The sequence below is a fragment of the Sphingobacterium sp. WM genome (assembly GCF_029542465.1).
Classification (GTDB): domain Bacteria; phylum Bacteroidota; class Bacteroidia; order Sphingobacteriales; family Sphingobacteriaceae; genus Sphingobacterium; species Sphingobacterium cellulitidis.
This window is the reverse complement of the sequence record NZ_CP120709.1, coordinates 516,172-540,768: the sequence shown is the minus strand read 5'-3', so window position 1 is coordinate 540,768 and position 24,597 is coordinate 516,172. Positions and strand designations below refer to the sequence as shown.

General features: G+C 39.6%; 19 protein-coding genes and 2 tRNA genes. 4 read left to right on the top strand and 17 right to left on the bottom strand.

Annotated elements, in window-relative coordinates; genetic code table 11:
- Nucleotides 1-18: 18 nt before the first annotated feature.
- Complete coding sequence (locus PZ892_RS02365; protein ID WP_094255516.1) at nt 19-639, top strand: L-threonylcarbamoyladenylate synthase; 621 nt, start codon at nt 19-21, stop codon at nt 637-639.
- On the opposite strand, the gene PZ892_RS02360 is transcribed toward PZ892_RS02365, so the two are convergent.
- The 8 genes from PZ892_RS02360 to tilS form a co-directional block, all read right to left on the bottom strand.
- Nucleotides 634-1,074: an SRPBCC domain-containing protein gene (locus PZ892_RS02360; RefSeq protein WP_182498028.1), complete on the bottom strand. Its 441-nt coding sequence runs from the start codon at nt 1,072-1,074 to the stop codon at nt 634-636. The genes PZ892_RS02365 and PZ892_RS02360 overlap by 6 nt on opposite strands.
- Before the next feature lie 44 nt (nt 1,075-1,118).
- On the bottom strand, nt 1,119-1,685 hold the full coding sequence (locus PZ892_RS02355) for a Crp/Fnr family transcriptional regulator (RefSeq protein ID WP_182498027.1): 567 nt from the start codon (nt 1,683-1,685) through the stop codon (nt 1,119-1,121).
- Entirely contained in the window at nt 1,685-2,587 is a 903-nt protein-coding gene (locus PZ892_RS02350; protein ID WP_182498026.1) for an EamA family transporter, read from the bottom strand. Before PZ892_RS02350 ends, PZ892_RS02355 begins: the two co-directional genes overlap by 1 nt.
- 23 nt (nt 2,588-2,610) lie before the next feature.
- On the bottom strand, nt 2,611-2,925 hold the full coding sequence (locus tag PZ892_RS02345) for a DUF721 domain-containing protein (RefSeq protein ID WP_094255520.1): 315 nt from the start codon (nt 2,923-2,925) through the stop codon (nt 2,611-2,613).
- Nucleotides 2,912-4,021, bottom strand: a complete 1,110-nt coding sequence (gene recF, locus PZ892_RS02340) for a DNA replication and repair protein RecF (protein ID WP_094280253.1) — start codon at nt 4,019-4,021, stop codon at nt 2,912-2,914. Before recF ends, PZ892_RS02345 begins: the two co-directional genes overlap by 14 nt.
- Nucleotides 4,022-4,058: 37 nt before the next feature.
- On the bottom strand, nt 4,059-4,367 hold the full coding sequence (locus PZ892_RS02335; RefSeq protein ID WP_094255522.1) for a DUF4834 family protein: 309 nt from the start codon (nt 4,365-4,367) through the stop codon (nt 4,059-4,061).
- Between the two features lie 83 nt (nt 4,368-4,450).
- Nucleotides 4,451-4,939: a hypothetical protein gene (locus tag PZ892_RS02330; RefSeq protein WP_182498025.1), complete on the bottom strand. Its 489-nt coding sequence runs from the start codon at nt 4,937-4,939 to the stop codon at nt 4,451-4,453.
- Nucleotides 4,940-4,944: 5 nt separating this feature from the next.
- Nucleotides 4,945-6,270, bottom strand: a complete 1,326-nt coding sequence (gene tilS, locus PZ892_RS02325; RefSeq protein ID WP_182498024.1) for a tRNA lysidine(34) synthetase TilS — start codon at nt 6,268-6,270, stop codon at nt 4,945-4,947.
- 135 nt (nt 6,271-6,405) lie between these two features.
- Here tilS and PZ892_RS02320 point away from each other — a divergent pair, with 135 nt between their 5' ends.
- Nucleotides 6,406-8,865 (top strand): OstA-like protein, encoded by a 2,460-nt coding sequence (locus PZ892_RS02320; RefSeq protein ID WP_277712044.1) that lies wholly within the window; start codon nt 6,406-6,408, stop codon nt 8,863-8,865.
- Nucleotides 8,866-8,947: 82 nt separating this feature from the next.
- On the opposite strand, the gene PZ892_RS02315 is transcribed toward PZ892_RS02320, so the two are convergent.
- The 7 genes from PZ892_RS02315 to PZ892_RS02285 form a co-directional block, all read right to left on the bottom strand.
- Nucleotides 8,948-10,747 carry a RagB/SusD family nutrient uptake outer membrane protein gene (locus tag PZ892_RS02315; protein ID WP_182498023.1) on the bottom strand — a complete coding sequence of 600 codons (1,800 nt, stop codon included), beginning with the start codon at nt 10,745-10,747 and terminating at the stop codon, nt 8,948-8,950.
- 5 nt (nt 10,748-10,752) lie between these two features.
- Nucleotides 10,753-14,034: a TonB-dependent receptor gene (locus PZ892_RS02310; protein WP_229678230.1), complete on the bottom strand. Its 3,282-nt coding sequence runs from the start codon at nt 14,032-14,034 to the stop codon at nt 10,753-10,755.
- 258 nt (nt 14,035-14,292) lie between these two features.
- Entirely contained in the window at nt 14,293-14,868 is a 576-nt protein-coding gene (locus PZ892_RS02305; protein WP_182498022.1) for a non-canonical purine NTP diphosphatase, read from the bottom strand.
- A gap of 72 nt (nt 14,869-14,940) precedes the next feature.
- On the bottom strand, nt 14,941-15,495 hold the full coding sequence (locus tag PZ892_RS02300; protein ID WP_182498021.1) for a hypothetical protein: 555 nt from the start codon (nt 15,493-15,495) through the stop codon (nt 14,941-14,943).
- A 24-nt stretch (nt 15,496-15,519) separates the two neighbouring features.
- Nucleotides 15,520-16,500: a deoxyhypusine synthase family protein gene (locus PZ892_RS02295; protein ID WP_094255527.1), complete on the bottom strand. Its 981-nt coding sequence runs from the start codon at nt 16,498-16,500 to the stop codon at nt 15,520-15,522.
- Between the two features lie 238 nt (nt 16,501-16,738).
- Nucleotides 16,739-16,870, bottom strand: a complete 132-nt coding sequence (locus tag PZ892_RS02290; RefSeq protein ID WP_262890288.1) for a hypothetical protein — start codon at nt 16,868-16,870, stop codon at nt 16,739-16,741.
- A 13-nt stretch (nt 16,871-16,883) separates the two neighbouring features.
- The gene (locus PZ892_RS02285) at nt 16,884-17,984 is read right to left on the bottom strand and encodes a dipeptide epimerase (protein ID WP_182498020.1); all 1,101 of its coding nucleotides are present in this window, start codon (nt 17,982-17,984) and stop codon (nt 16,884-16,886) included.
- 209 nt (nt 17,985-18,193) lie between these two features.
- Between PZ892_RS02285 and gltB the strand changes: the two genes are divergently transcribed.
- Together gltB and PZ892_RS02275 are read left to right on the top strand one after the other, a co-directional pair.
- Nucleotides 18,194-22,693, top strand: a complete 4,500-nt coding sequence (gene gltB / locus PZ892_RS02280) for a glutamate synthase large subunit (RefSeq protein WP_277712043.1) — start codon at nt 18,194-18,196, stop codon at nt 22,691-22,693.
- 17 nt (nt 22,694-22,710) lie between these two features.
- Complete coding sequence (locus tag PZ892_RS02275) at nt 22,711-24,183, top strand: glutamate synthase subunit beta (protein ID WP_182498018.1); 1,473 nt, start codon at nt 22,711-22,713, stop codon at nt 24,181-24,183.
- Nucleotides 24,184-24,329: 146 nt separating this feature from the next.
- Here the strand turns inward: PZ892_RS02275 and PZ892_RS02270 are convergent.
- Both PZ892_RS02270 and PZ892_RS02265 read right to left on the bottom strand, forming a co-directional pair.
- A tRNA-Met gene (locus PZ892_RS02270) sits at nt 24,330-24,402 on the bottom strand.
- A gap of 59 nt (nt 24,403-24,461) precedes the next feature.
- A tRNA-Met gene (locus PZ892_RS02265) sits at nt 24,462-24,534 on the bottom strand.
- Nucleotides 24,535-24,597: the final 63 nt, after the last annotated feature.

Below are 24,597 nucleotides of genomic sequence, written 5' to 3'. Positions count from 1 at the left end.
AATTATATAAACTAATCCATGTTACTAAAGATCTACAATGACAATCCGAATCCAAAGGCTATAGAAGAAGCAGTGGAGGTATTAAGAAAAGGAGGCGTGATTATCTATCCAACAGATACGGTATATGGTATTGGTTGTGATATTACGAACCAGAAGGCCATTGAACGCGTTTGTTCCATTCGCGGATTAAAGCCTGACAAATCGAATCTATCTTTTATCTGTTATGATCTGACAGATATTTCTCAATACACAAAACCTTTTGACACGACCGTCTTTCGGGTATTGAAAAAAGCTTTACCAGGTCCATTCACCTTTATTTTCAATGCGAGCTCGCAAGTACCAAAACTATTGAGTTCTAAAAAGAAAACTGTGGGTATCCGTATTCCGGACAACAATATCGTTCGTGACATTGTGAAGGAATTGGGTAATCCTATTGTGACGACATCCATTCACGATGATGATGAAATCATTGAATATTCTACAGATCCAGAATTAATCTATGAGAAATTCGAGGATAAGGTAGATCTAGTGATTGATGGCGGGTACGGTGATAACGTTGCTTCCACGGTCGTTGATGTCACTTCTGGCGATTTCGAAATAATACGGGAAGGAAAAGGTGATTTAGAGCAATACTTATAGTCTAGCTTCTACCCTTTCCTTTATGGCTGCATTGAAAAGTTCAAACCCCTTCTTTGTATTCCCATGAATCATTTTCTTTAGAAAAGGAACCAGAATGCCTGAAAACTTCTCTCCTTGAATAAGGAGGGTTTGATTATTTCCTGCATTCTGTAAGATGAAATAATGTTCACCATCAAAGATTCCATTGATCATAAGACTGCCGCGCCAGCGTAATTCTTTGTTGGGTTCTATTTTCAAAAAGACATGATTCATTTTCATACTAGTGCCACCGGGTTGTCCAAGCAATACTTTAGTTCTTTTTCCAACTTCAGGATTACCAAAAAACTCAGCGATGGTTGGGCTCCATTCAGGATAGGCTTTAAAGTCAGATAATACCGCCCATACAGCTTCTATTTGGGCATTGATTAGTATTTGTGATTCTATTTGTTCTTTCATACCTCAAAGTTAAGGCAGCACCAGCTAGAAGCACTTGACATTTATCAAGAAGAAATTTTATTCCGGATTCTACTTAGGGTTTCTGGGCTCATTCCCAATACAGAGGCGATATATTGTAAGGGAACTTGATTAAAGAAGGATTTATTCTGCTCAAAATATTTGTTATATCGCTCTTCAGCCGATAGAGCAATAAAATCAAACACACGATGTTCGATTTGCATAAAGCATTTGGCAATAAATCGCTTTTCAATAACATTCCAATTTGGGATGGAATCTTGGATATCGAGGTAATCTTTTTTATTCAAAGTCCACAATTTTGTGGGGGTCAAGGCTTCAATGGAACCAATGGAAGGGTTATCGAAAAAGAAAGAAGCCAAGTCAGTAATAAAATAGCCGTCGTTTCCAATCCATTGCGTTACTTCCTTTGTATCAGTCCATTTAAATACCCTACAGATACCTTCTTCAATAAAACTAAGCTTATTACAGGGTTTTCCAGCCTCTAAAAACAGTTGGTTCTTCGATAATTCTTCCGGTACAAACCTGGAGACAATCAATTCCACCTGCTCATCAGAGAGTTCGAACATCTGTAATAATTGCTGCTTAAAATTCATTAGCCTTCCATTTTTAACTGCGTTTGACGCCTTCTCTCATAAATATAAGCAATATTAAAAATGATTACAGCAATCAATATCAATCCAAAGGCAATGATTTGGGTGCTATTGATAGCCTCTTTGTAATAAAAAATGGCAAGGCAGAAACTAATGATCGGGTTGAGGTATAGTAGGATTCCAACAACCGATGAATCCAGCCCTTTCAGGGCATAGATATTCAAGAACAGTGGAATAATGGTGTACCCTATGGCAATTATCAAGATATAGCTATAGAATTCAGTAGTTTTCGGCACAGAAGGGTCAATAATGCTAAGAATGGGTAACAATAAGATGGTACTCACCAGGATATGGATGGTAAGCGTAAAGAATTTATCGATTTGAAATTTATTCTTCTGCAGAACTAAGTAAGCCGCATAGGATAGGGCGATAAAAAAGCTATAGATCAAATCCAGAAAATGACCGTAGGCCAATAGCAGGCAACTCACAACACTTAATCCAACAGCAAACCATTGCCAATTGCCGAGACGTTCCTTGAGGAAGATACTAGCTAGAACGGTGGTCAGGATTGGACAGATCAGATAGGCCAATGCCGTAGCATTCACACTGATTGCATTCATGACATAGATGAAAATAAACCAGTTCATTCCCAATAGCACGGCACTTGCCAATACATTGATGAGGAGTTTTTTTCTTTCCGAGGAATTTGTGGACTTGAGATATTTTATACTGGCGAGGGTTTGCTTTCTTCGAAAAATAAAACAAGCCAATAAGATACAGACTGAGGCAAAAAGTACGCGGTGAATTAATATGTCGAGGGCTCCATAATCACTGAGAGGCCTTAGTACCAGGGCAAATGTTCCCCAAATAATAAAGCCTGTCAATGCTGACAGGTAATATTTCATAGATTAGTTTAAGAAAAAAAGAACTAAAGAATAATAAACTCTTCGATTACAACCTTCCCTACATACTCATTGACACGGCCAATAATCTGTCTACGCATCATGGCAAGTTCATTTTTGATGACTGCAGATTCAACGCGGACGAAAAGCTTTTTATCTTTGATATAGATTTGTTGGGTTCGGTTTGCGATTGCACTTCCAATGAGTTCAGGCCAAGCAGAGAGAATGGATGTTTCATCATATTTCCTTCTCAGTCTATAAACATCTAATAATTTTTCTACTGCTTGTTTGATGGTGACATCATCACTTCTCCTAAATGCATCATCATTATACTTCGCCATTGATCTGACCTCCTTGAATGTCAAAGATACGAATTGGCTTTCCTATTTCTTGAAATATTTTCCTTATTCTATTGGAGTCGGTGTCGGTCAGGAAGATCTGTCCGAATTCATCTTCCGAAACCAGTTGCATCAGTTTCCGGGTTCTTTGTTCGTCCAATTTATCGAAGATATCATCGAGCAAGAGTAGCGGTTTGAATTGTTTTCTATTTTTCAGAAAAGCATATTGAGCTAACTTCAATGCGATTAAGAAGGATTTTTGTTGACCTTGAGAACCAAACTTCTTCAGAGGCATACCATCGTGAATACTGAATTGCAAGTCATCCTTATGGATCCCTACGGTTGTTCTTTCCAGAGCCCGATCTTTGTCCAACTGTTTGGTCAATAGGTCCAGAAAATCTTGATTTTGAAGTTGGGATTCATATACAAGATCCACCTGTTCTACATCCTCAGATAAGAACTGATAGTATCTACGAAATTCGGGGAGGAATTCCTCCATAAATTTTTGACGGCGTTCGAAGATTCGCTCTCCAGCTTCGACGAGCTGAAAATTTAATACTTCCAGTAATCCCAGGTCGAAAACTCCGGTTTCACGAATATTCTTTAGTACAGTATTACGGTTTAAAAGAATCCGGTTGTATGAAATCAGGATATCGAGATACTGATTATCGGTTTGGGAGATTACATTATCCACGAATTTCCGGCGTTCTTCACTACCATCCATGATGATAAAGGAATCATTTGGAGAAATCATGACCAAAGGAAACTGGCCAATGTGGTCTGCAAGGCGGTTGTATTCTTTTTTATTTTTCTTGAATTGTTTTTTTTGATTCCTCTTGATGCTACATGAGACCGCATCCATAACGGTTTCTTTATCAAATTGTCCTTGAACCATAAACCAGTCCTCCCCTTTTTTGATGTGCTGGGAATCGATGGGATTGAAATAGGATTTACAAAGGGATAAATAGTGGATTGCATCCAATAAATTAGTCTTACCTGAACCATTCTGCCCTGTAAAGGCATTTGTTTCAGGTAAAAAATCTAAAGAAGAATCTGTGTAGTTCTTAAAATTTAAGACGGATAGATGTTTCAGCCACATAGCAATGCAAAGATATGCTTTTTCCTTGGGCTAATCTTTATTTTACTTCTTCAAAGTCAATAAACTCACCTGCAGTCTCGGTTCCTTTTTTAGCTTTGTGCTCTTTGGGCGGCATGTATTCCACACGTACTTTTCCGTCAGGGCGTTGTTGTTGCTGTTGTTTGAACTGAGAAAAAGGATCATTATAGTTTTGTTGATTAGGCCCACCATTGGCATATTGCCCTTGGGCACCATTCATAATCTTTTCGGCTACCTTCTTCATAAAAAAGGGCATCAAAAGACGAATCCCAATTTTAAATAGGTAGTAAAATACAACTGCTGATATTAAGAAATATATAAATGTCATTTTTAAATGCTTTAAATCAAATTTAATAAATAAAAGACATCAAAGATGATAGGATTGTCAAGAAAATCTCAGTTAACATTTTTTTACTTTTCTGCTTTTGCCTTTATTACGGCTTGAAGCAGTTGCGTCGGATGCTGAGAACCAATCACATACACTAACCCATCATTATCGGTAAGCCATAAAGCTTCCTTACCGCCAGAATAGAATCTAATTTTTCCATTCTTATGTAAATTATAAACAGGATTATTAAAGAAAAAGTTTGAATACTTTCCTTTTTCTATTTTCCGAATAGAGTTAAGATCAATTTTTACCAAACTCGTGGTCCACAAACCACTTAAAATTACATGGGTCTTGGTGACTGTTGTCCTATAGCTGACCATATACAACATGATAATGGATACGATCAGAATCCCTACTCCCACAATAAAAAATAATTGCTGGGATACCACATGCTCCCAATTGATATAATATGCAACAAAACAAAACAATGCCAGGATTAATCTGACACTAATCCAAGTCCAGTCTCTTCCTAGATATTGTTTTTCCTGAAATAAGATTTGTTCTTCTTCCATAATTGCTATTTGTATACTAAAGTAAGTACTTTCTTTGTATTTTCTGTCACTTTAAAGCGATTATCTAAACGCATTCCGAGCAACCAAATAACCTGTCCGTCGGAATTAACCAAAATAGGCAGCTCATCTTTTTCAAATCGATTTAATTTTTGCTGGATAAAGTAATCACTTAGCTTTTTAGACCCACTCATGCCCAAAGGTTTAAAGGCATCACCTTGTTTCCATGTTCGCAATAGTAAAGGGAATTGAAGCAAATCCTGGTCTAACTGAACGACATTTTCATCCTTGTTCGTGCTAAACTTTTGATCTTCGATAAAATACAGGGATTTCCCTTGAATATTTGGGATTTCAGTTAAATCAGGAATCACAATTTCATTAAAATTAGAATTCCTTTTTTCCCGAATAATAAGGTCCTCCCGATCCAATAACATTTCATGAGTATCAGATTCAAATAGCTGCCCCATCCCTTTATCGAAAACCGAACCTAAATCTTCAAGCACATTCCTTTGAAAATGAAAAGGTCTAAAAAGTTCAAACATTAAATAAGAATCAGCGACATGTTCTTTCAGGTCTTTCAGGTTCACTTTCACAAACTTACCTTCCGTCCGAAACAGTACCTTTCGAAGTTTGTCCATCATTTTATGAATCAGCTGTTGGCTTTCTTCAAAATGCTTCATGTTCTGAGTAAGAATAGATTCAAATTCAGGCTGGATTTCCTTGAACTTTGGGACTATCTCCAATCTGATTTTATTACGAGCATATTTTGTCGAGAAATTAGATTGATCATCACGGTAGGGAATCTGTCGACTATTAACCTCTGCGGTAACTTCATCGGCGGTCAAAAATAATATAGGTCTGATAATAGACCCTCTTTTGGGTTGAATCCCCAGTAATCCCTGAATACCAGTCGATCGCGTTAAATTTAACAGCATGGTTTCCAGATGATCATTAGCATGTTGGGCTACCGCAATGCATTGGCAATTATTTTCCTGTCTTAATTCTTCAAACCAGGCATACCTCAGTTCCCGGGCTGCCATTTGAATGGAAACCTTATTTTCCAAGGCATAAGCTTCCGTATCAAAATGATTTACAAAAACCGGGAATCCTAATGTCTGTCCATATTCACGAACCAATGCTTCATCCTTATCAGATTCTTCAGCGCGCAAATGAAAATTACAATGCGCGATAATACAATCAATTTCTAGATCACGAAATAAGGTAGCCATAAGCATGGAGTCTTTCCCACCACTGACGGCTAATATCACTCTTGCATCTTTGGCCAAGAGCTTCTTATCTTCGATAAACTGAATTAATCTTTCTGAAACGGACATAGTCCAAAATTACAGATAATAAATAATCTTGAGTTAGGGGCATTAAAATTTATTGTTTAACAATTTTTTGCTAATTAATTCTATATTTTTGCGCTTGTGAGATACCTATTAGTACTATTAATAAGCATGATATGCTTGTCTACATATGGACAAGATGAGTTTACCCCCGTTAATACCGCAACGGACAATGCCCCAATGCGCCTGGTATCTTCGTCAAGCAGTAGATTTATCAATCAGAAAATTCTTCGAAGTTATAATGCTGTGTATGAACATAAGGGTTCTACCCTAGCAGCAGATAGCGGTGATTTATATAAGGATGATATTGGGAATGAGTTTTTTGAGGCTCATGGCAATATTGTTATTACCCAACCCTCAGGAACAGTAATTCAAGGAACACATTTACATTACGATGCATCATCGCAACATGCTGTATTGACGAAAAATGTGAAAATGGTCGATGCACAAAGTACCTTGACCACCAACTACCTGACCTATAACTTAAGAAGTCAACAGGGAACATATACTGGTGGTGGCCGAATTATAGGGCAAGGAGATACAATTACCTCCCAACGGGCATATTATTTTGAGAACACTAAGGATGCCTATTTCAATAATAAGGTGGTCGTTCGAAATGCCAGTACCATTATCTACACGGACTCCATGCAGTATAATACCATGTATAGGGATGCATTTTTCTTTGGTCCGACTACGATTAATGGGCGTCAAGGGGAAAAATTATACACAGAAAAGGGAACATACAACACCGAATTCGGAGTTGCAAAATTCAATAAAAACAACTTATATACTGAGGGCAGCCGCTTTTTAAAAGGGGATAGTTTATTTTATGACCGTAATAAAGGGCTAGGTGAAGCCTTTCGGAATGTATTGTTTGTGGACACCTTGGATAAGTTTTATGCAAGTGGTGAATACGGAAAATATATAGAGGCGGATCAATCTATTTTGATGACCAATAAGCCACTCATAAAATATGTTGTCAAAACAGATTCCATTGATAATAGTCAAGACTCGGTACAGGTTGATACGGTGAACAAGGAAAATCTTTCCAAGCGAGAGTTAAGAAAGTTAGAAAAGGCACAGGAAAAAGAGCGCGAAAAAGAGCTTGAGCAGTTAGAAGCGAAGGAGAAGGAAAAATCAGCGGACAGCAAAAACGGGATTATTAAACCGGCAGAACCGGATAGCTTATCCAAACCTATCGTCCGGCAAAACACCAAAATTGATACCGCCTATATGACGGCTGACACCCTGTTTTCAAAGGTCATCTTTGTTCGGGATTATAGACCTCTGGATTTGAAATTGGATCGGAATGGTGGTCAGTTGGAAGATACCGTGGAAGTGGATTATGGAGATATGGATGAGGTTGACCTGGTGTCTACGGGCGATTCCAGTGTTACACAATCTGCTGTGAAAGAAGCTGCAAAACCTGCTGTCAGCAAAGATGCAGTAAGCAACTCGAAGCCCGCTGTTAAAAAGCCAGCGCCCAAAACACCTGTAAAACCAAAACCTGTCGATCCAGCAAGTATTCAAGCCTCCACAAAAGCCGACAGTATCTTGCGAAAGAATGCCGTCATGCCTACGAAGGCGGAGCACGACAGTTTGTTTAACAATGCCCTCAAGGCAGCCCAGGCTGTGGATACGGTCATGAAGGATTCAACGAAAATCTATTCCGATACCGCCAGGACCCGGATTGTAAAAGCATATTATAATGTTAGGGTCTATAAATCGGATTTACAGGCTGTTGCAGACTCTGTTTATTACGGCATGGTCGACTCCATGTTCCGTTTTATGGGTTCACCTATGATCTGGTCAGATGGATCTCAAATCAATGCGGACACCATTTATATGCAGATTAAGAACAATAAAATGGATAATGCCCTGTTAAAGGACAATGCCTTTATGGTCAACGCCGTTTTGGATACCTTGAAATTCAATCAGCTCAAGGGTCGAAAGATAACCGCCTTTTTTGCCAATAATAATATTGACCGGATATTTGTTGATGGGAATGCGGAGAACCTTGTATTTACTACCAATGACAAGACGCATACGATTACAGAAATGTTTCACGATCGAAGTAGTCGGATCAAGGTTTTTATGGAGGGTAAGAAAATAATCGATTATTTTTCCATCCGTAAAGTTGATCAGAAGATATATCCATTCAAGTTGGTTACGCAAGATATTGAGGTCTTGCCAGGCTTCTTATGGAAGCCCGAGGACCGGCCTAAATCTGTGGAGGATATGTTGAACAGAAAACGAGTAAAAACCGCTGCAGTTCCAGATCAGAAAGATAAACAGCCCGGTTCAACTACAGATTCAGGGGATAATCCAGAAACTGGGAATGAACAGAAAAGCCCAGCTGAGAAACCAAAAGTCGAGGAAGGATTAGAAAATAAAGGAAACTTTAAAACTGTCCCAGATTCTTCGAGGACTCAACCAGTGGTTAAACCGGTCAATCAACCGGATAGTACTTTGAAAGGAAAACCAGATAGTACATTGAAAGTTAAAACAGATAGTACGATAAAGGTTCAAGCAGATAGTAGCTTCAAGGTTAAACCAGATAGTTTAAATAAAATTCAATAACATAAAAAAATCGCTGTCCAAAATAGACAGCGATTTTTCATTAAAACAATTTGTAATTATTTAAGAACTAGCATTTCAACTATTACCAGCCAAAAATCTGTTTAAGATTAGGATTGATATCCGTATCATTTTTAGGGATTGGTCTATAATAATACTTAGGTTCATCAAATGAACCGACCTTATCCACTACATCAATATAACCGGAGTTTCCATCGCTCAAGAATACCGATACATCCTGACCGATTTTTCCAACTTTATAGTATCTTAGAGTTACCCCCAGACTATTCTTTTCACGAACTTCTGGCAGTGACTGATTGCTAGCAATTAATTTTATATCAGGAACTCCATCGCCTGTCACATCATGATCTCCCAATCCACTGAAATAAATTCCCTGCGGTTTCTTTTCCAATAATTTTCCAGCTTTCCAACGCATTAAATCCATAAACCGGAAACCTTCAAAAGCAAGTTCTACTCTGCGTTCTCTTCTGATTTCCAAAATAAGACTTTGATGAGGTCCAGTTGTTTCTTTGAAGTCATTGGCCAATTTAGGGTCCAAAACAGGATTAAGAGTCATATTAGGCATTCCAGCACGTCTTCTCAACAAATTAATGGACTTATCAAGATCAGCTTGATTGTTGAGGATTCCTAGTTCAGCTTTAGCCTCAGCAAAGGTTAAAAGTACTTCAGCATATCTGTAAAGAGGAATATCGATATTAAATCTATCTTCCTGTACGCTGGTATTTAGAAAACCTTTGATCTGGTGGTATCCTGAAAAGTTCTTACTCAACTGTTGTACATATAAGCCTGGCCCTTGAGAATAGGTGCTTACATAAACCAAATGCCATCCTGGAGCTGCATAAGTTTGTGCTAACCTGGGGTCACGATCTTTAAATTCCTGCACGAAAGAGAATTTTTCATAACCAGGTTTATTGGTGTAAATTGATCCATCTTTCATTAAGTAACTTTGGACCATATCTCTTAAAGGGTAATATTCATAATTACCAAACATTCCCGGCCATTGATCCCGATTGATTACGTTATTGGCATAAAAGCGACCTAGAATAATTTCATTGTTACTCTCCAAGTTAGGACTATTGTATAATGAAGCATAGTCGGCATCAGTCTTTCCAGTATTATGGATGGAATAACCCCCATTGTTCATGATGTTTTCCGCAGTCTGGTAAGCAATAGTCAGAAAATCATTTACAGATTTATCAAGGTTCAAGTATTTATGATACTTCCTATAGGTTCCTTCGAAAAGGGCAAAACGACAATATTCCTGACCGATTACCCATTTATTCACTTTTCCGGCGACTTTGGTTGCTTCCACATTTTCAAAGGCAAATTTGAAGTCTTCCATGATCTTTTGCACGACCAACTCCCGGGAATCTCTTTTTCCAAATAAAGCTTTTTCATCATCCGCATTAACAACTTTATCTACCCAAGGGACATCGGAAAACCTTTGAATTTTATCTACATAAAATCTTGCTCTAAAGTAGCGTGCAAGGCCTTCATAATGTTTTAGTTTTGCTTCCGAGATCTTTGCCTGTGAAAGGTTTTCAAGCATGAAATTAATATCCCTTAATTTTTCCCAGCTCCAACCTGTAGTAACTGTATTTGCAGAAGCCGTTCCGAGCATGATATTCTTGATTTCCTTATTCCCGGTTGTACTGGCATTATCCGTTGTAGCATCCTGCTCATAAAAGCTATTATTCTGAAAATCGTAAAGGTTCAAAACATACATCTCAAGATCAGACTCTGTTTTAAAGAAGTTTTCTTTCTGCACCTTAGTTTCAGGCAATCTATCGAGGTAGCTATCATTACATCCTCCTAGAGCAAGTAAGGAGATAGCTATAAAACTTAGTTTAATATATTGTTTCATGGTTTTTAAAAAGTTAATTGAAGCCCAGCGGAGAAACTACGTTGGAATGGATACATTACTCCATTACCTTCCCTTCTTCTGGCTTTGGTAGGATCGGTATAAGTGTTGATATTCAATACTTCAGGATCAAAGAAATCCTTTACTGCTGACCATTCCATAAGATTTTCAGCACTCACATAAATTCTAAGATTTTTAACATTAGCTTTTTGCAACATTCTATTTGGCAAGCTATATCCAATAGTTAAGTTTTTGAATCTTAGGTAGGCTGCATTTAATAAATACCTGGTTTGAGGAATTGCTGCCCCTTGTGCTTCATCTACCCTAGTTCCAAGGTTCAAATCGGCTAACCAAGATTGTAAGACAGGGTATTTGGCATCTAGATTTTGGTCAGCTAGCCCAAGAGCTAAATATGCAGCCGAATGTTTCGCACGGTCAGCATCCGAATCATTATTAGGGCGGTAAAAATCCAAAAGATGGGAATAAATATTTCCATAGGGTTGTTGATATACACCCCAATAGAGGTAATCCAAAGGATAATAATCACGTTTACCGATTCCTTGGAAGAAAGCTCTAACATCAAATCCTTTCCAGCTGGCATTTAAGTTAAGGCCAAAATTATATCGTGGTGTAGAGTTTCCAATGATCTTTAAGTCTTTGGTATCACCCAGGATATAACCTTTTTCAATTTTGCCATTACCATCTTGGTCAACAAACTTCGGCCATCCAGGTACAATGCTCAAAGCACCCCAAGGAATAATGGATTGTTGGTCTAGTTTACTAATTTCCTCAGCGTTCTGGAAGAAACCATCGCTTTCCAATCCCCAGATTTCGCCCATTTTCATTCCATTATAGAATTGGGTAATTCTTTTATTCGGGTTGTCGAATTTGGTAATCTTAGAGTAGGAATCCGAGAGTACGAAAGTAGCTCCAAAATTCAGGATTGAACCGGATACATCTTTGGAATCGTTGTAGGAAAGGGTGAATTCCCAACCATTGGTTGCTAGATCAGCAGCATTTTCATTAGGTTCTTTGACCCCTAGGATTTTAGGCAACTCTTTACCGAAGGTCAACATCCCCATGGTATTTCTACGATAGATATCGAAAGAGCCATTCAGTTTGTTTTGCATAAATCCAAAGTCAAGTCCTAAGTTGTAGGTTGTAACTTTTTCCCAGGTATATCGCTTGGATACCAAACCAGGAGCCTTAATTGAAGGGTTTATTTTTCCATTAATCAGGTAACCGGACTCATAAGGTTCCATGGTCGGTATATAACCAAAGTCAGTTACGGATTGGTTACCTAATTCGCCGTAAGAACCACGAAGTTTCAATTGACTTAACCAATTAACCTCTGACATAAAGTTCTCTTTATTGATCAGCCAGGCCAGAGATCCAGAAGGAAAGAAACCAAATCTACTGTCTTTAGCGAACCTAGAAGATCCGTCATACCGACCATTAAATTCTACGATATACTTATCATTATAAATATAATTCAAACGATAAAAGGCACCTCTCAGGGCATATTTATCAATTTCTTCATTAGCATTGGTGGTTCCCGTTGCCAAAGCAATGGTTGGGAAAAGCTCAGAAATCAATCCTTTCTTTTCAACCGTAAAGTTTTCCAATCGGTAATCCTCTTGACTAAATCCCAATACTCCAGTTACATGATGTTTACCAAAGTTCTGATTATAGGTTCCGAAGATGTTATATACATTATAGTAGGAAAAACCAGCCTGACGAAATGCACCGGATTCACCCTCTTCACGAATATCCTCGGGACCATAGCCTATTTTGTATTTCGTGGTATATCTATTAAAATTGGCGGTATTTCTTTGAAAGGTATAATCGGCATTGATTTTAAACTTACTATCGAAAAGGCGAAGTTCAGCATTAAAGGTAGATTGAAGGTCATTACGATTAATTTTACTTTGTCCCCCATCGACCATTTTTGCAGCAATACGTCCGGCACCCACATTTCGTTGGACATCAGAGTATGCCCAGCTTCCATCAGGATTTTTCAATACACTGGTTGGGAATACATGGTAAATCTCAAACATATCGATTTGGGAAGGACTTATTCTTTTATTCAATCCAACAACGGTATTATTTCCAACCGAGAGGAAGTCCGTCAATTTGTAATTAATTTTAGAGCGGATACTATACCTGTCGAAGTAATCATCTGCGATTTTGATCGGAGAATTCTGGCGGTTATACCCAGCGCTCAAATAATAATTCACTTTTTCACTGGAGCCCGAGATCGATAGGTCATGATTATGGGTATTATTCCAATCCGACAAGAAATAACGTGTCCAATCTTGGTTACCCATATATTCCCATTGTTTCGGGTTACTAGGATCTTTCCTCACATCGGCAATACCAGGATTATCGGACCTTTCTTTGGCATATTGGTAATATTGCTCAGAGAAATTCACGTTGTCCCAAGGAGTATTATCGGTTGATGTTTCCAATAAACGGGAGAATACATAAGGGTCAGTAATTTTTTTCGGAATTACTGTAGGGGTATTCCAGGTGAAGTTATTGCTATAATTAATTTTGAGTGCACCTTTTCCTGATTTAGTGGTAATAAGGATTACACCGAAAGATGCTCTAGCGCCATAAATAGCTGCGGCGGAGGCATCTTTGATTACTGATAGGGATTCAATATCCTGAGGGGAGACTCTATTTAGTTCAGCTGAACTAATAGGCACATTGTCCAATAGGATCAAGGGGTCACCACCATTAATAGAGGTAATCCCTCGGATATTAATTTTTGCGGCTTCACCAGGGGCACCGGAATTGAACTGAACATTCAAATTTGGTACTAGACCTTGCAAACCTTGGGACACATTCGAAATAGGACGGCTTTCTAATTCTTTACCACTTACAAAATCGACTGCACCGGAAAGATTAACTTTCTTTTGGGTACCATAACCAACGACCACGAGTTCTTCTAAGTTGGAGGAATTGGAAGTCAGCATGAAGGTAGTCTGCTGGTCGACGGCAAAAATCTTACTATCAAAACCGACAAAGCTGATTTGGATAGACTCACCTTTGGAGGCTTTCAGGCTGAATTGGCCATTGACGTCCGTTTGGGTTGAAATACCGGAGTTCAGATTTTTTACAGTTGCACCTTGAATGGGGTGTGAGGATTCATCCGTAACCTTGCCGGAGAAGACTTGTTGGTCTTGGACAAATAATCGAACCTCACCCATACTGTGGGAGCTTGGGATTTGTAATCCTGCAAGCAAAAAAGCTGCTAAATACAGCCTTGGAGCTTTAATTAATCTCATTGAATTGCGGGTTAATATTTGGCGTAAAAGTACCCGCGGTGATTTAAGCCAACATTAACACAATAAAAAGATTAGTTAATAAAATGATTTGATAATTGTTAATTATTAGAATAGCTGTCGCAAGATGTGGTAATTTTTAACTTACATTAACCCTTTGTAACAAATAGTTGTTTAAACATATTAATAATATGTTATCAGTTGAAAAATTAGACATTGTTAACATAGCTTGAAAACTATGTTTTTATGGCAGGATATAAATTATTTCGTATCGTTTAGAAATTTTACAAATTTTTCGACGGCTTTTGCGCGGTGGCTGATTTTGTTTTTTTGCTCGAGGCTCATTTCTGCAAAAGTTTCATCAAATCCATCTGGAACAAAGATAGGATCATAACCAAATCCTTCTGTCCCTGTTCTACCATCGATGATACGGCCTTCCACAGTTCCTTCAAAGAAATATTGTTGATTATTCAAGTATAGGGAAATCACCGTTTTGAATCTTGCATTCCGGTTGGTTTCATTTTTTAGTTTCTCCAGCACCAAATCAATATTCTTTTCCATATCCCTAGAACCAGAATATCGGGCAGAATATACGCCTGGTTCACCATTTAAGGCATCAATTTCAAGTCCGGAATCATCAGCAAAACAATTGATATGATATTTATTGAATAGGTAGTCGGTCTTTTGCTGGGCATTTTCCTGGAAAGTAACGCCAGTTTCAGGAATATCGTCTTCACAACCAATATCAGCGAGTGACTTCAGAGTAAACTTATTCCCTACCATCTGTTGTACTTCCTCTAATTTATGTGCGTTATTTGTTGCAAAAACTAATTCCATAGCTAAATAATTAAGCTTCAAAAATAGCATTCTAATTAGGCAATCAAGAAAAGAAGAAGGGAAAAATTAAAATTAAGATTGGATAAAAGTTTTGAATTCCATCCAGAACAATTTCTTTTTCTGGACATCAGCGAACATCTCTTCAAAGCTGAAGGTATTGAAAACTGTGGCGATCTTACCACGCATATAGGAATTATGACCTATTTCAGGAAGATTCAAGGAAGTTGGTTCCACCCCGAGCAGGGTAATTTTCTTGGGTTGAAAAAACTGCATAATTCGTTTCCATTCATTGGGATTATGCGGATTTGCCAAATTCAGGACTGCTACATTTCCAGCATTCAACTGCAATGCACCGATAGTTTTCAGGAAAGCTTCTTCCGCTTGAGGGGAGAAGTAAGGAAAATCGGGATATCGCAGGATAAAGAGGATTCCTGTAGATTTATCCCCTTGATAAACAAACTCCTCAGCAGAAGCCTGGAAATGGCCCTGTTGAGGAGTTGTATTATTTGAGACAACGGATTGAGTTTCAACAATAGGCATTGTTGAATCGGGGATATCAAATACTGTTTCAGACATTAAAGCCTGAATAGCAATCGGATTATCTGTTACTAGATTTTTATCCAACATATCTCCTTTCTCCGTTAATTTATTTTATTGACCTAATACCCAAGCAAAAATCAATGGTGCCACGATAGTTGCATCCGATTCTACGATAAACTTAGGAGATTGGGTATCCAATTTACCCCAGGTAATTTTCTCATTTGGCACTGCGCCAGAATAAGAACCGTAAGAAGTAGTTGAGTCTGAGATTTGGCAGAAATACGACCAGAAAGGAACGTCATGCCACTCAAGATCTTGGTACATCATTGGAACTACACAAATAGGAAAGTCACCAGCGATACCACCACCGATTTGGAAGAAACCAACACCTTTACCACCAGAGTTCGCACGGTACCATTCAGTTAAGTAAATCATATACTCAATACCAGATTTCACGGTAGAAGCTTTTAATTCACCTTTGATAACGTAAGAAGCGAAGATATTACCAGTGGTTGAATCTTCCCATCCTGGAACGATAATAGGGATATTTCTTTCAGCGGCAGCTAAAATCCAAGAGTTTTTAGGGTCAATTTCATAGTGTTCTTCCAATACACCTGACAATACCACTTTGTATAAGAATTCATGTGGGAAATAGCGTTCGCCAGCAGCTTCAGCATCTTTCCATACTTTTTCAAGGTGAGTTTGTAATCTTCTGAACGCCTCTTCTTCAGGGATACACGTGTCAGTCACACGGTTGTAGTGGTTTTCCAACAATTCCCATTCATCTTGAGGAGTAAGATCACGGTAGTTAGGAACGCGTTTATAGTGAGAGTGTGCTACCAGGTTCATCACATCTTCTTCCAAGTTTGCACCTGTACAGGAGATAATAGCTACTTTATCCTGACGGATCATTTCAGCTAATGAAATACCAAGTTCAGCAGTACTCATAGCACCTGCTAATGAAACTAACATTTTACCACCTTCAGCAAGGTGTGTCTCATATCCTTTTGCGGCATCAACTAAGGAAGCGGCATTGAAGTGAAGATAGTTTTTCTCGATAAATTGAGAAATAGGACCTCTTTGTGTACTCATAATCTTATATTCAAATAAATGTTCACAAAGGTACAGATTTATTCAAGAATACCTTCAGTGTAGGGGCTTCAAATAGGCTCAATCAGCCTAAATAGGATGAAAATTGGCTATGGCAATAATAATGACTAGGATTATTGATGTTATAAAAGCTGATTTTCAAGCTATAAAGGCTGTTTTTTAACAAATGTTAAAAAATGAAATTGTGAGAATGAATCGGCGCTTTGAACACACCCATTCATTATTTGGTCTTCATGATTTTTGAGATAATCCAAAACAAGAATATCAAGATGACCAGCATAATCACAAGGATCAGGATTTCACTGGTTCCTAAATCCCAAGAATCATTATTTAATGCACATAAAGTTTTCATCGGGATACATATTTTAAGAAATCACCCATTTTTCACATTTATCTAGAAATGCAGGATCGATATCGGCTGCAATTCCTGGACCTTCGGTAATTTTTATGGCATAGCCATCATATTGAATTCCGCCGATTACAGGATCCTCGAGGTGACCAACCATGCAGGTATCTAAGTCGAAGAATTTGACGTTTGGCGCTGCATAAGCAAAGTGCGTTTTTGCTGCCAAAGCCAATCTGCTTTCCAACATTCCACCGATCATACAAGGGATTCCAAATTCTTGGGCCACTGCTTGAATCTTTAAGGACTCGGCAATTCCAGAGGATTTAGAAAATTTGATATTGATATAATCACAGCTATCCGTGCGGCAAAGACGTTCCGCGTCGTGATGATCATAAACAGACTCATCCGCCATAATCGGAACGATAGTTTCAGATCGCAATTGCGGCAATAGATGATCATTGTAGGTACGCATAGGTTGTTCACAGAACTGGATTTTCAAAGGCTCCAATCCTTTCAAGGCTTCCAGAGCCTCTTCATAACTCCAACCTTGGTTGGCATCAATTCGAATTGGAATATCAAAACCTACAGCTTGGCGAATGGCTTTAATTCTGGCAATATCGTCTTGTGGTTTTTTTCCAAGTTTTACTTTTAAAGCGACAGCAGCATGATCGTGCAAGTTTTTAGCTTTAGCGGCCATTTCTTCCGGACTAGCGATTCCGATAGTAATATCAGTTACAATATCGCGAGGTTTTCCACCTAAGAATTGGTAAAGTGGTAAGCCAGCATTTTTGGCAGCCAAATCATATAGCGCCATATCAAATGCCGATTTTATGGTGGCATTACGAGCAATATAGAGATGGAGTTCAGCCAAACGTTCTTCAATATTTAAAGGATCTTTACCAATCCAGATTTTCGCAAAATCCTGAGCAAGAGCAATACAGGTATTTTGTGTTTCACCTACAATCATTGGAAAAGCAGAACATTCCCCTACCCCATACATGCCTTCATCAGAAATAATCTTCACGAATGTATTCTGCGCAAATTCCATCACCCCAGTAGCAATCACGAAAGGTTCCATCGGAATGCTCAACCTATAAATTTCAATTTCTTTGATTAACATAATTTATTAGTTCAAATAGCAAATGTAGCGAATGATATTTCATTTTTCTAAGGATATGGCGAAACAAATACAATTTCAATTATCAAACGACGTTAATTTTACATTAACTTTAATGTTCTTTATCTTTTTTTATAATTATTGCAAATATTTTATGATTTTATTCATATATTAGCAAACTCGTTTGTTATTTATAAAATTATCATATTACAATGCAGCAAGAAGGACTTTATAACCCAGCGTTTGAGCACGATGCCTGTGGTGTAGGATTTGTCGCCCACATCAAGGGTCAGAAGTCACATCAACAGGTACAAGATGCCTTGACCATGTTAGAGAACATGGAACACCGTGGAGCATGTGGATGTGATCCAGAGTCAGGCGATGGCGCGGGAATCATGATTCAATTACCTCATGAATTTTTATGGGAAGAATGTATTAAGCTGGGCATCCAACTTCAGGAGCCAGGTTATTACGGTGTAGGTATGTTATTTCTTCCGAAGGAAGAGGCTCTGAATCGGATTTGCCGGGAAGTTATTGCTGATGCTGCGAATGAAAGAGGCATGGAATTATTAGGATTCCGGCCAGTTCCAGTGAATCGAGAAGGAATAGGCCCTACGGCCTTGGGAGCAGAGCCAGAAATCGTACAGTTCTTCATCTCACGCCCAACAGGGGTTGCCAACACGGAGGATTTTGAGCGGAAATTATTTGTATTACGACGCTTAATCATCCAAAAAATCAAACTTCACCAAGAGTATCCCCTACCACTTTACCTCGCTTCACTATCATGCAAAACCATAATTTATAAAGGACAATTAACCACTTATCAAGTAGGATCCTACTTTAAAGACCTTAGAAACCCTCGGGTGGTATCAGCATTTGGCTTGGTTCACTCTAGGTTTTCAACCAATACATTTCCTTCATGGTCATTGGCACAACCTTTCCGGATGATTGCGCACAATGGGGAAATCAATACCTTAACCGGAAACTTAAACTGGTTTTACGCTGGTGTAAGAGCCTATTCTTCGCCATATTTCACGAAGGAAGAAATGGAAATTCTATTGCCAGTGGTAGACCGCGGGCAATCGGATTCAGCTTGCCTGGACAATGTGGTGGAATTACTGCTCCACAGTGGTCGTAGTTTACCTCATGTGATGTTGATGCTAGTTCCTGAGGCCTGGGATGGAAACGAACAGATGGATCCATTAAAAAAGGCTTTCTATGAATACCATGCTACCTTAATGGAGCCTTGGGATGGTCCGGCAGCATTATGTTTTACCGATGGTAAAATCATTGGTGCTACCTTAGACCGTAACGGCCTTCGTCCATTACGCTATGCCATCACTTCAGATGACCGCGTAGTAGTAGCTTCCGAAGCAGGAGCATTGCCCATTGATGAATCATTGATCATTAAAAAAGGAAGACAGCAACCAGGGAAAATCTTTGTAGTAGATATGGAAGCTGGAAAGATCCGTTCTGACGAAGAAGTAAAAGGAGAATTAATCTGTCAACAGCCTTACGGTGAATGGATCAACAATTATAAAATTAAACTAGAAGAATTAGCAGACCCTCGGGTTACATTTACTTACCTATCCAAGGAGTCTGTATTTAAATATCAATTATCCTTTGGATACTCAAGAGAGGATATTGAAACGATATTAACCCCAATGGCCTTGACGGGCTATGAGCCGATTGGCTCGATGGGAACTGATGTTCCATTGGCGGTATTGTCTGATCAACCGCAACATATCTCGAGTTATTTCAAACAGTTCTTTGCTCAGGTAACCAATCCACCAATCGACCCGATTAGGGAGCGACTGGTTATGAGTTTAGCGACTTTCATTGGAAACTCCGGAAACATCTTAGTGGAGGACAAGAAGTTCTGTCATTGTGTGACTTTGGAGCATCCGATATTAACCTCCAGCGAGTTGGAAAAACTACGTTCCATTGATACAGGGGTATTCCAGGCGAAAACTATTCAAAGTTATTTCCGTGCTGATGGCAAGGAAGGATCTTTAGAAGCCGGTCTGGAAAGACTTTGTCGCTATGCAGACGATGCGGTACGCGATGGGTTTGAGGTAATTATTTTATCTGACCGTGCGATCGATTCGCAGCATTGTGCGATTCCATCCTTATTGGCTGTATCAGCTGTTCATCACCATTTGATCAAAACAGGAAACCGCGGTGCGGTAGGATTGGTTGTGGAGGCTGGGGATGCATGGGAAGTTCATCATTTTGCTTGTCTTTTAGCATTCGGAGCTACAGCTATTAATCCATATATGGCTTTGGCAAGTATCCGTACGATGAAAGAAATCGGTCATTTAGAAACCGATTTAACTTGGGATGACCTGAAGAAGAACTATGTAAAGGCAGTCTGCAATGGTTTATTGAAAATCTTTTCGAAGATGGGGATATCCACTTTGCAATCATACCATGGCGCTCAGATTTTTGAGGTTCTAGGGATTGACAGTGAGGTTGTAGACCGTTATTTCTGCGGAGCCGTTTCCAGAATTGGAGGCTTGAACCTAGATGATATTGCAAGAGAAGCTTTGGCAAAACACTGGCGTGGCTTTGAAAACAGCCGCTCTGCACCAACCTTATTGCCTGAAGGCGGACTTTATCAATGGAAAAGAAGAGGTGAAGGCCATTTATGGAACCCACAGACGGTACATTTATTACAACAAGCATGTAGAACTGATGATTTCTCTACATACAAGAAATATGCAACCTTAATCAATAACCAAAAGGAACGAATGTTTACACTTCGGGGTTTATTGGATTTTGCAAAACACCGGAGTCCAATCTCCATCGACCAGGTAGAACCTGCCAGTGAAATCATGAAACGATTTGCTACAGGCGCTATGTCCTTTGGTTCGATTTCGCACGAGGCACATAGCACATTAGCCATTGCAATGAATCGGATTGGCGGAAAATCAAACACTGGGGAAGGTGGAGAAGATGAAATCCGCTATCAGAAATTACCGAATGGGGATTCCATGCGATCAGCGATCAAGCAAGTAGCTTCGGCAAGATTTGGCGTAACTTCAAATTACTTGACCCAAGCTGATGAGTTACAGATTAAGATGGCGCAGGGAGCAAAACCAGGAGAAGGTGGTCAATTACCAGGACATAAAGTAGATGATTGGATTGCAAAAGTAAGACACTCTACACCGGGAGTAGGATTGATTTCTCCGCCACCACACCATGATATCTATTCGATCGAGGATTTAGCACAATTGATCTTTGATTTAAAAAATGCCAACAGGCAGGCCAGAATCAACGTGAAATTGGTTTCAAAAGCTGGGGTCGGCACTATTGCTGCTGGGGTAGCAAAAGCCCATGCAGACGTTATCCTGATTGCAGGATACGATGGTGGAACAGGTGCTTCACCAATTAGCTCCATCAAGCATGCGGGTCTTCCTTGGGAACTTGGATTGGCGGAAGCACATCAAACCTTGGTATTAAACAAACTTCGTAGCCGCGTCGTATTACAGGCGGATGGTCAGATGAAAACTGGTCGGGATTTAGTAATTGCGACATTATTAGGCGCTGAAGAATGGGGCGTAGCAACTGCTGCATTAGTTGCTGGCGGATGTATCATGATGCGTAAATGTCATTTGAACACCTGTCCGGTTGGTGTAGCCACCCAAGATCCAGAATTGAGAAAGCTATTCACTGGTAAACCAGAAGATGTGGTAAATTTATTCCGCTTCTTGGCAGAGGAGATGCGTGAGATCATGGCAGAGTTAGGATTCAAATCCATCAATGAAATGGTTGGAAAGGCTCAATTCTTAAAGAAAAGAGAGAACCTAGGACACTGGAAAGTAAATAAGATCAATTTCTCAGGCATTTTACATGTTGCTGCCAATGCAACTGGCGAAACACTTTACAATACTGAGGAGCAAGATCATGGTATGAGCATGATTTTGGATTGGGGCCTATTGAACCAATCGAAATTGGCCTTGGAAACCAAGACACCAGTATTTGGAACCTTTAAGGTAAGAAATACGGACCGTACCATTGGTACCTTGCTATCGAACGAAATATCTAAGTTATATGGATCAGAAGGTCTACCGGACAATACGATCAACTTTAAATTTGAGGGATCAGCAGGTCAGTCATTCGGAGCATTCAATACCAAGGGGATTTCCTTTGAGTTAGAGGGAGAAGCCAATGACTATGTAGGAAAAGGATTATCTGGTGCTCAATTGGCAATCTATCCAGCGAAGGAAAGCCATTTGGTTCCGCAGGATAATATTATCATCGGTAATGTTGCGCTTTACGGAGCAACCTCGGGTCACTTATTTATCAATGGAAAGGCAGGCGAACGCTTTGCTGTCCGAAACTCAGGCGCTACAGCTGTGGTGGAAGGAGTTGGCGACCATGGATGTGAATACATGACCGGAGGGAGAGCATTAATCCTTGGTGAAACCGGAAGAAACTTTGCAGCAGGAATGAGCGGTGGGATTGCATGGATCTATGATATTGCAGGTACTTTCAAGGAAAACTGCAATAAGGAGATGGTCGACCTTGACCCATTGGAAACTGAAGATGAGACTGCAATCATTGCCTTATTAAAACGTCATATTCATCTTACGAAGAGTGAAAGGGCAAGTTCAATCTTGAACAATTGGGCGACAGAGAAGAATCGCTTCATCAAAGTATACCCAAGGGAATACAAGAATGTGGTCAATAAGAAATTAGTAACAGTATAATCTAGGAGGACATCAACATGGGAAAACCAACAGGATTTTTAGAATTTGAAAGAGCGCTTCCTCAGAAAGATGCTGTGGAAAGCAGAAAAAAGAATTATCAAGAGTTTGTTCATTCGTTTAGCGAAGAACAACTAAACCATCAGGCTGCGCGATGCATGAATTGCGGTATCCCATTTTGTCATTCAGGCTGTCCGCTTGGGAATGTTATTCCGGAGTTTAATGATGCAGTATACGATGGCAATTGGGAGGAAGCATACCAGATCTTAACCTCCACCAATAATTTTCCTGAATTCACAGGGCGGATATGTCCGGCACCATGCGAATCAGCATGCGTATTGGGCATCAACAAAAATCCAGTCGCGATTGAGGAGATCGAAAAACACATCATCGAGATCGCCTATAAGAAGGGCTATGTGAAGCCGAACAAGAGTTACCTGAAGACTGGCAAGCGCGTTGCCGTTGTAGGCTCAGGCCCCTCAGGATTAGCTGCAGCAGCTCAATTGAACAAAGCGGGACATGATGTAGTTGTTTATGAAAGGGATGATAAGATCGGTGGATTATTACGTTATGGTATTCCTGACTTTAAACTGGATAAATCAGTTATTGATCGTCGGATAGAGATAATGGAGCAATCGGGCGTACAATTCAGAACCAATGCGGAGGTTGGCAATAATGTGCCAGCTGCAGAATTGGATCAATATGATGCAATTGTCCTTGCAGGTGGATCGACCATACCAAGAAATCTGAATATACCTGGTAGGGAATTAAAAGGTGTTCATTACGCCATGGAGTTTCTGAAACAACAAAATAAAAGAGTTGGCAATTCAGCAATTGAAGTAGAGGAGATCCATGCAAAAGATAAGAATGTGCTGGTTATTGGTGGTGGAGACACAGGTTCAGACTGTGTTGGCACCTCAAACAGACATGGTGCGAAGTCTGTTCTACAATTTGAGTTAATGCCTACACCTCCAACAGCACGTACGGAAGCTATGCCTTGGCCAAGCTATCCGATGCTTTTAAAAACGACTAGCTCGCACGAGGAAGGTTGTCAAAGACATTGGAGTATCAGCACCAAAGAATTTCTAGGGGACGATGAAGGCAATTTGAGAGCTGCTTTGATAGTTGACCTAGAATGGGAATTAGACCCATCAGGCAGACCTTTATCCTTCAAGGAGGTTGAAGGTTCAACCAGAGAGATCCCATGTGAGCTTGTGACCCTAGCGATGGGTTTCCTACATCCACAGCAGGAAGGGTTACTTAGCCAATTGGGCATAAGAACGACGGATCGAGGGAATGTAGATGCCAGCGAAACGGAATACAAGACTAATGTAGACAAGGTATTCGTTGCTGGGGATATGCGCAGAGGTCAATCCTTGGTTGTATGGGCAATTTCAGAAGGTCGGGAGTGTGCTAGAAAGGTTGATGAGTTTTTAATGGGGACTTCAGTTTTAGAAAGTAAAGAAGCTATATATACCTCAGCAGCGGTATAAGTAAGAGAATTATTATTTCTAAGGGTAAGAAATAAAGTATTTCCATTTTTATAAAGGGCAGCTCCAAGGGGCTGCCTTTGACATTTTTTTGGATTCGAATTTATAGAAAAAAAAAGGTTCCAACCTTTCGATTGAAACCTTCGTAGTAGCGGGGACCAGACTCGAACTGATGACCTTCGGGTTATGAGCCCGACGAGCTACCAACTGCTCCACCCCGCAATGTATTTTAAGAATTTCTTTTGGATTGAGCCTCGCGCTCAATCCTTTTTTGTTTTTAGTAGCGGGGACCAGACTCGAACTGATGACCTTCGGGTTATGAGCCCGACGAGCTACCAACTGCTCCACCCCGCAATATATTTTCTAGAAATCTACGTTGGTATTACTTAAAAGTAGATTATACTATCTCCGAATTGG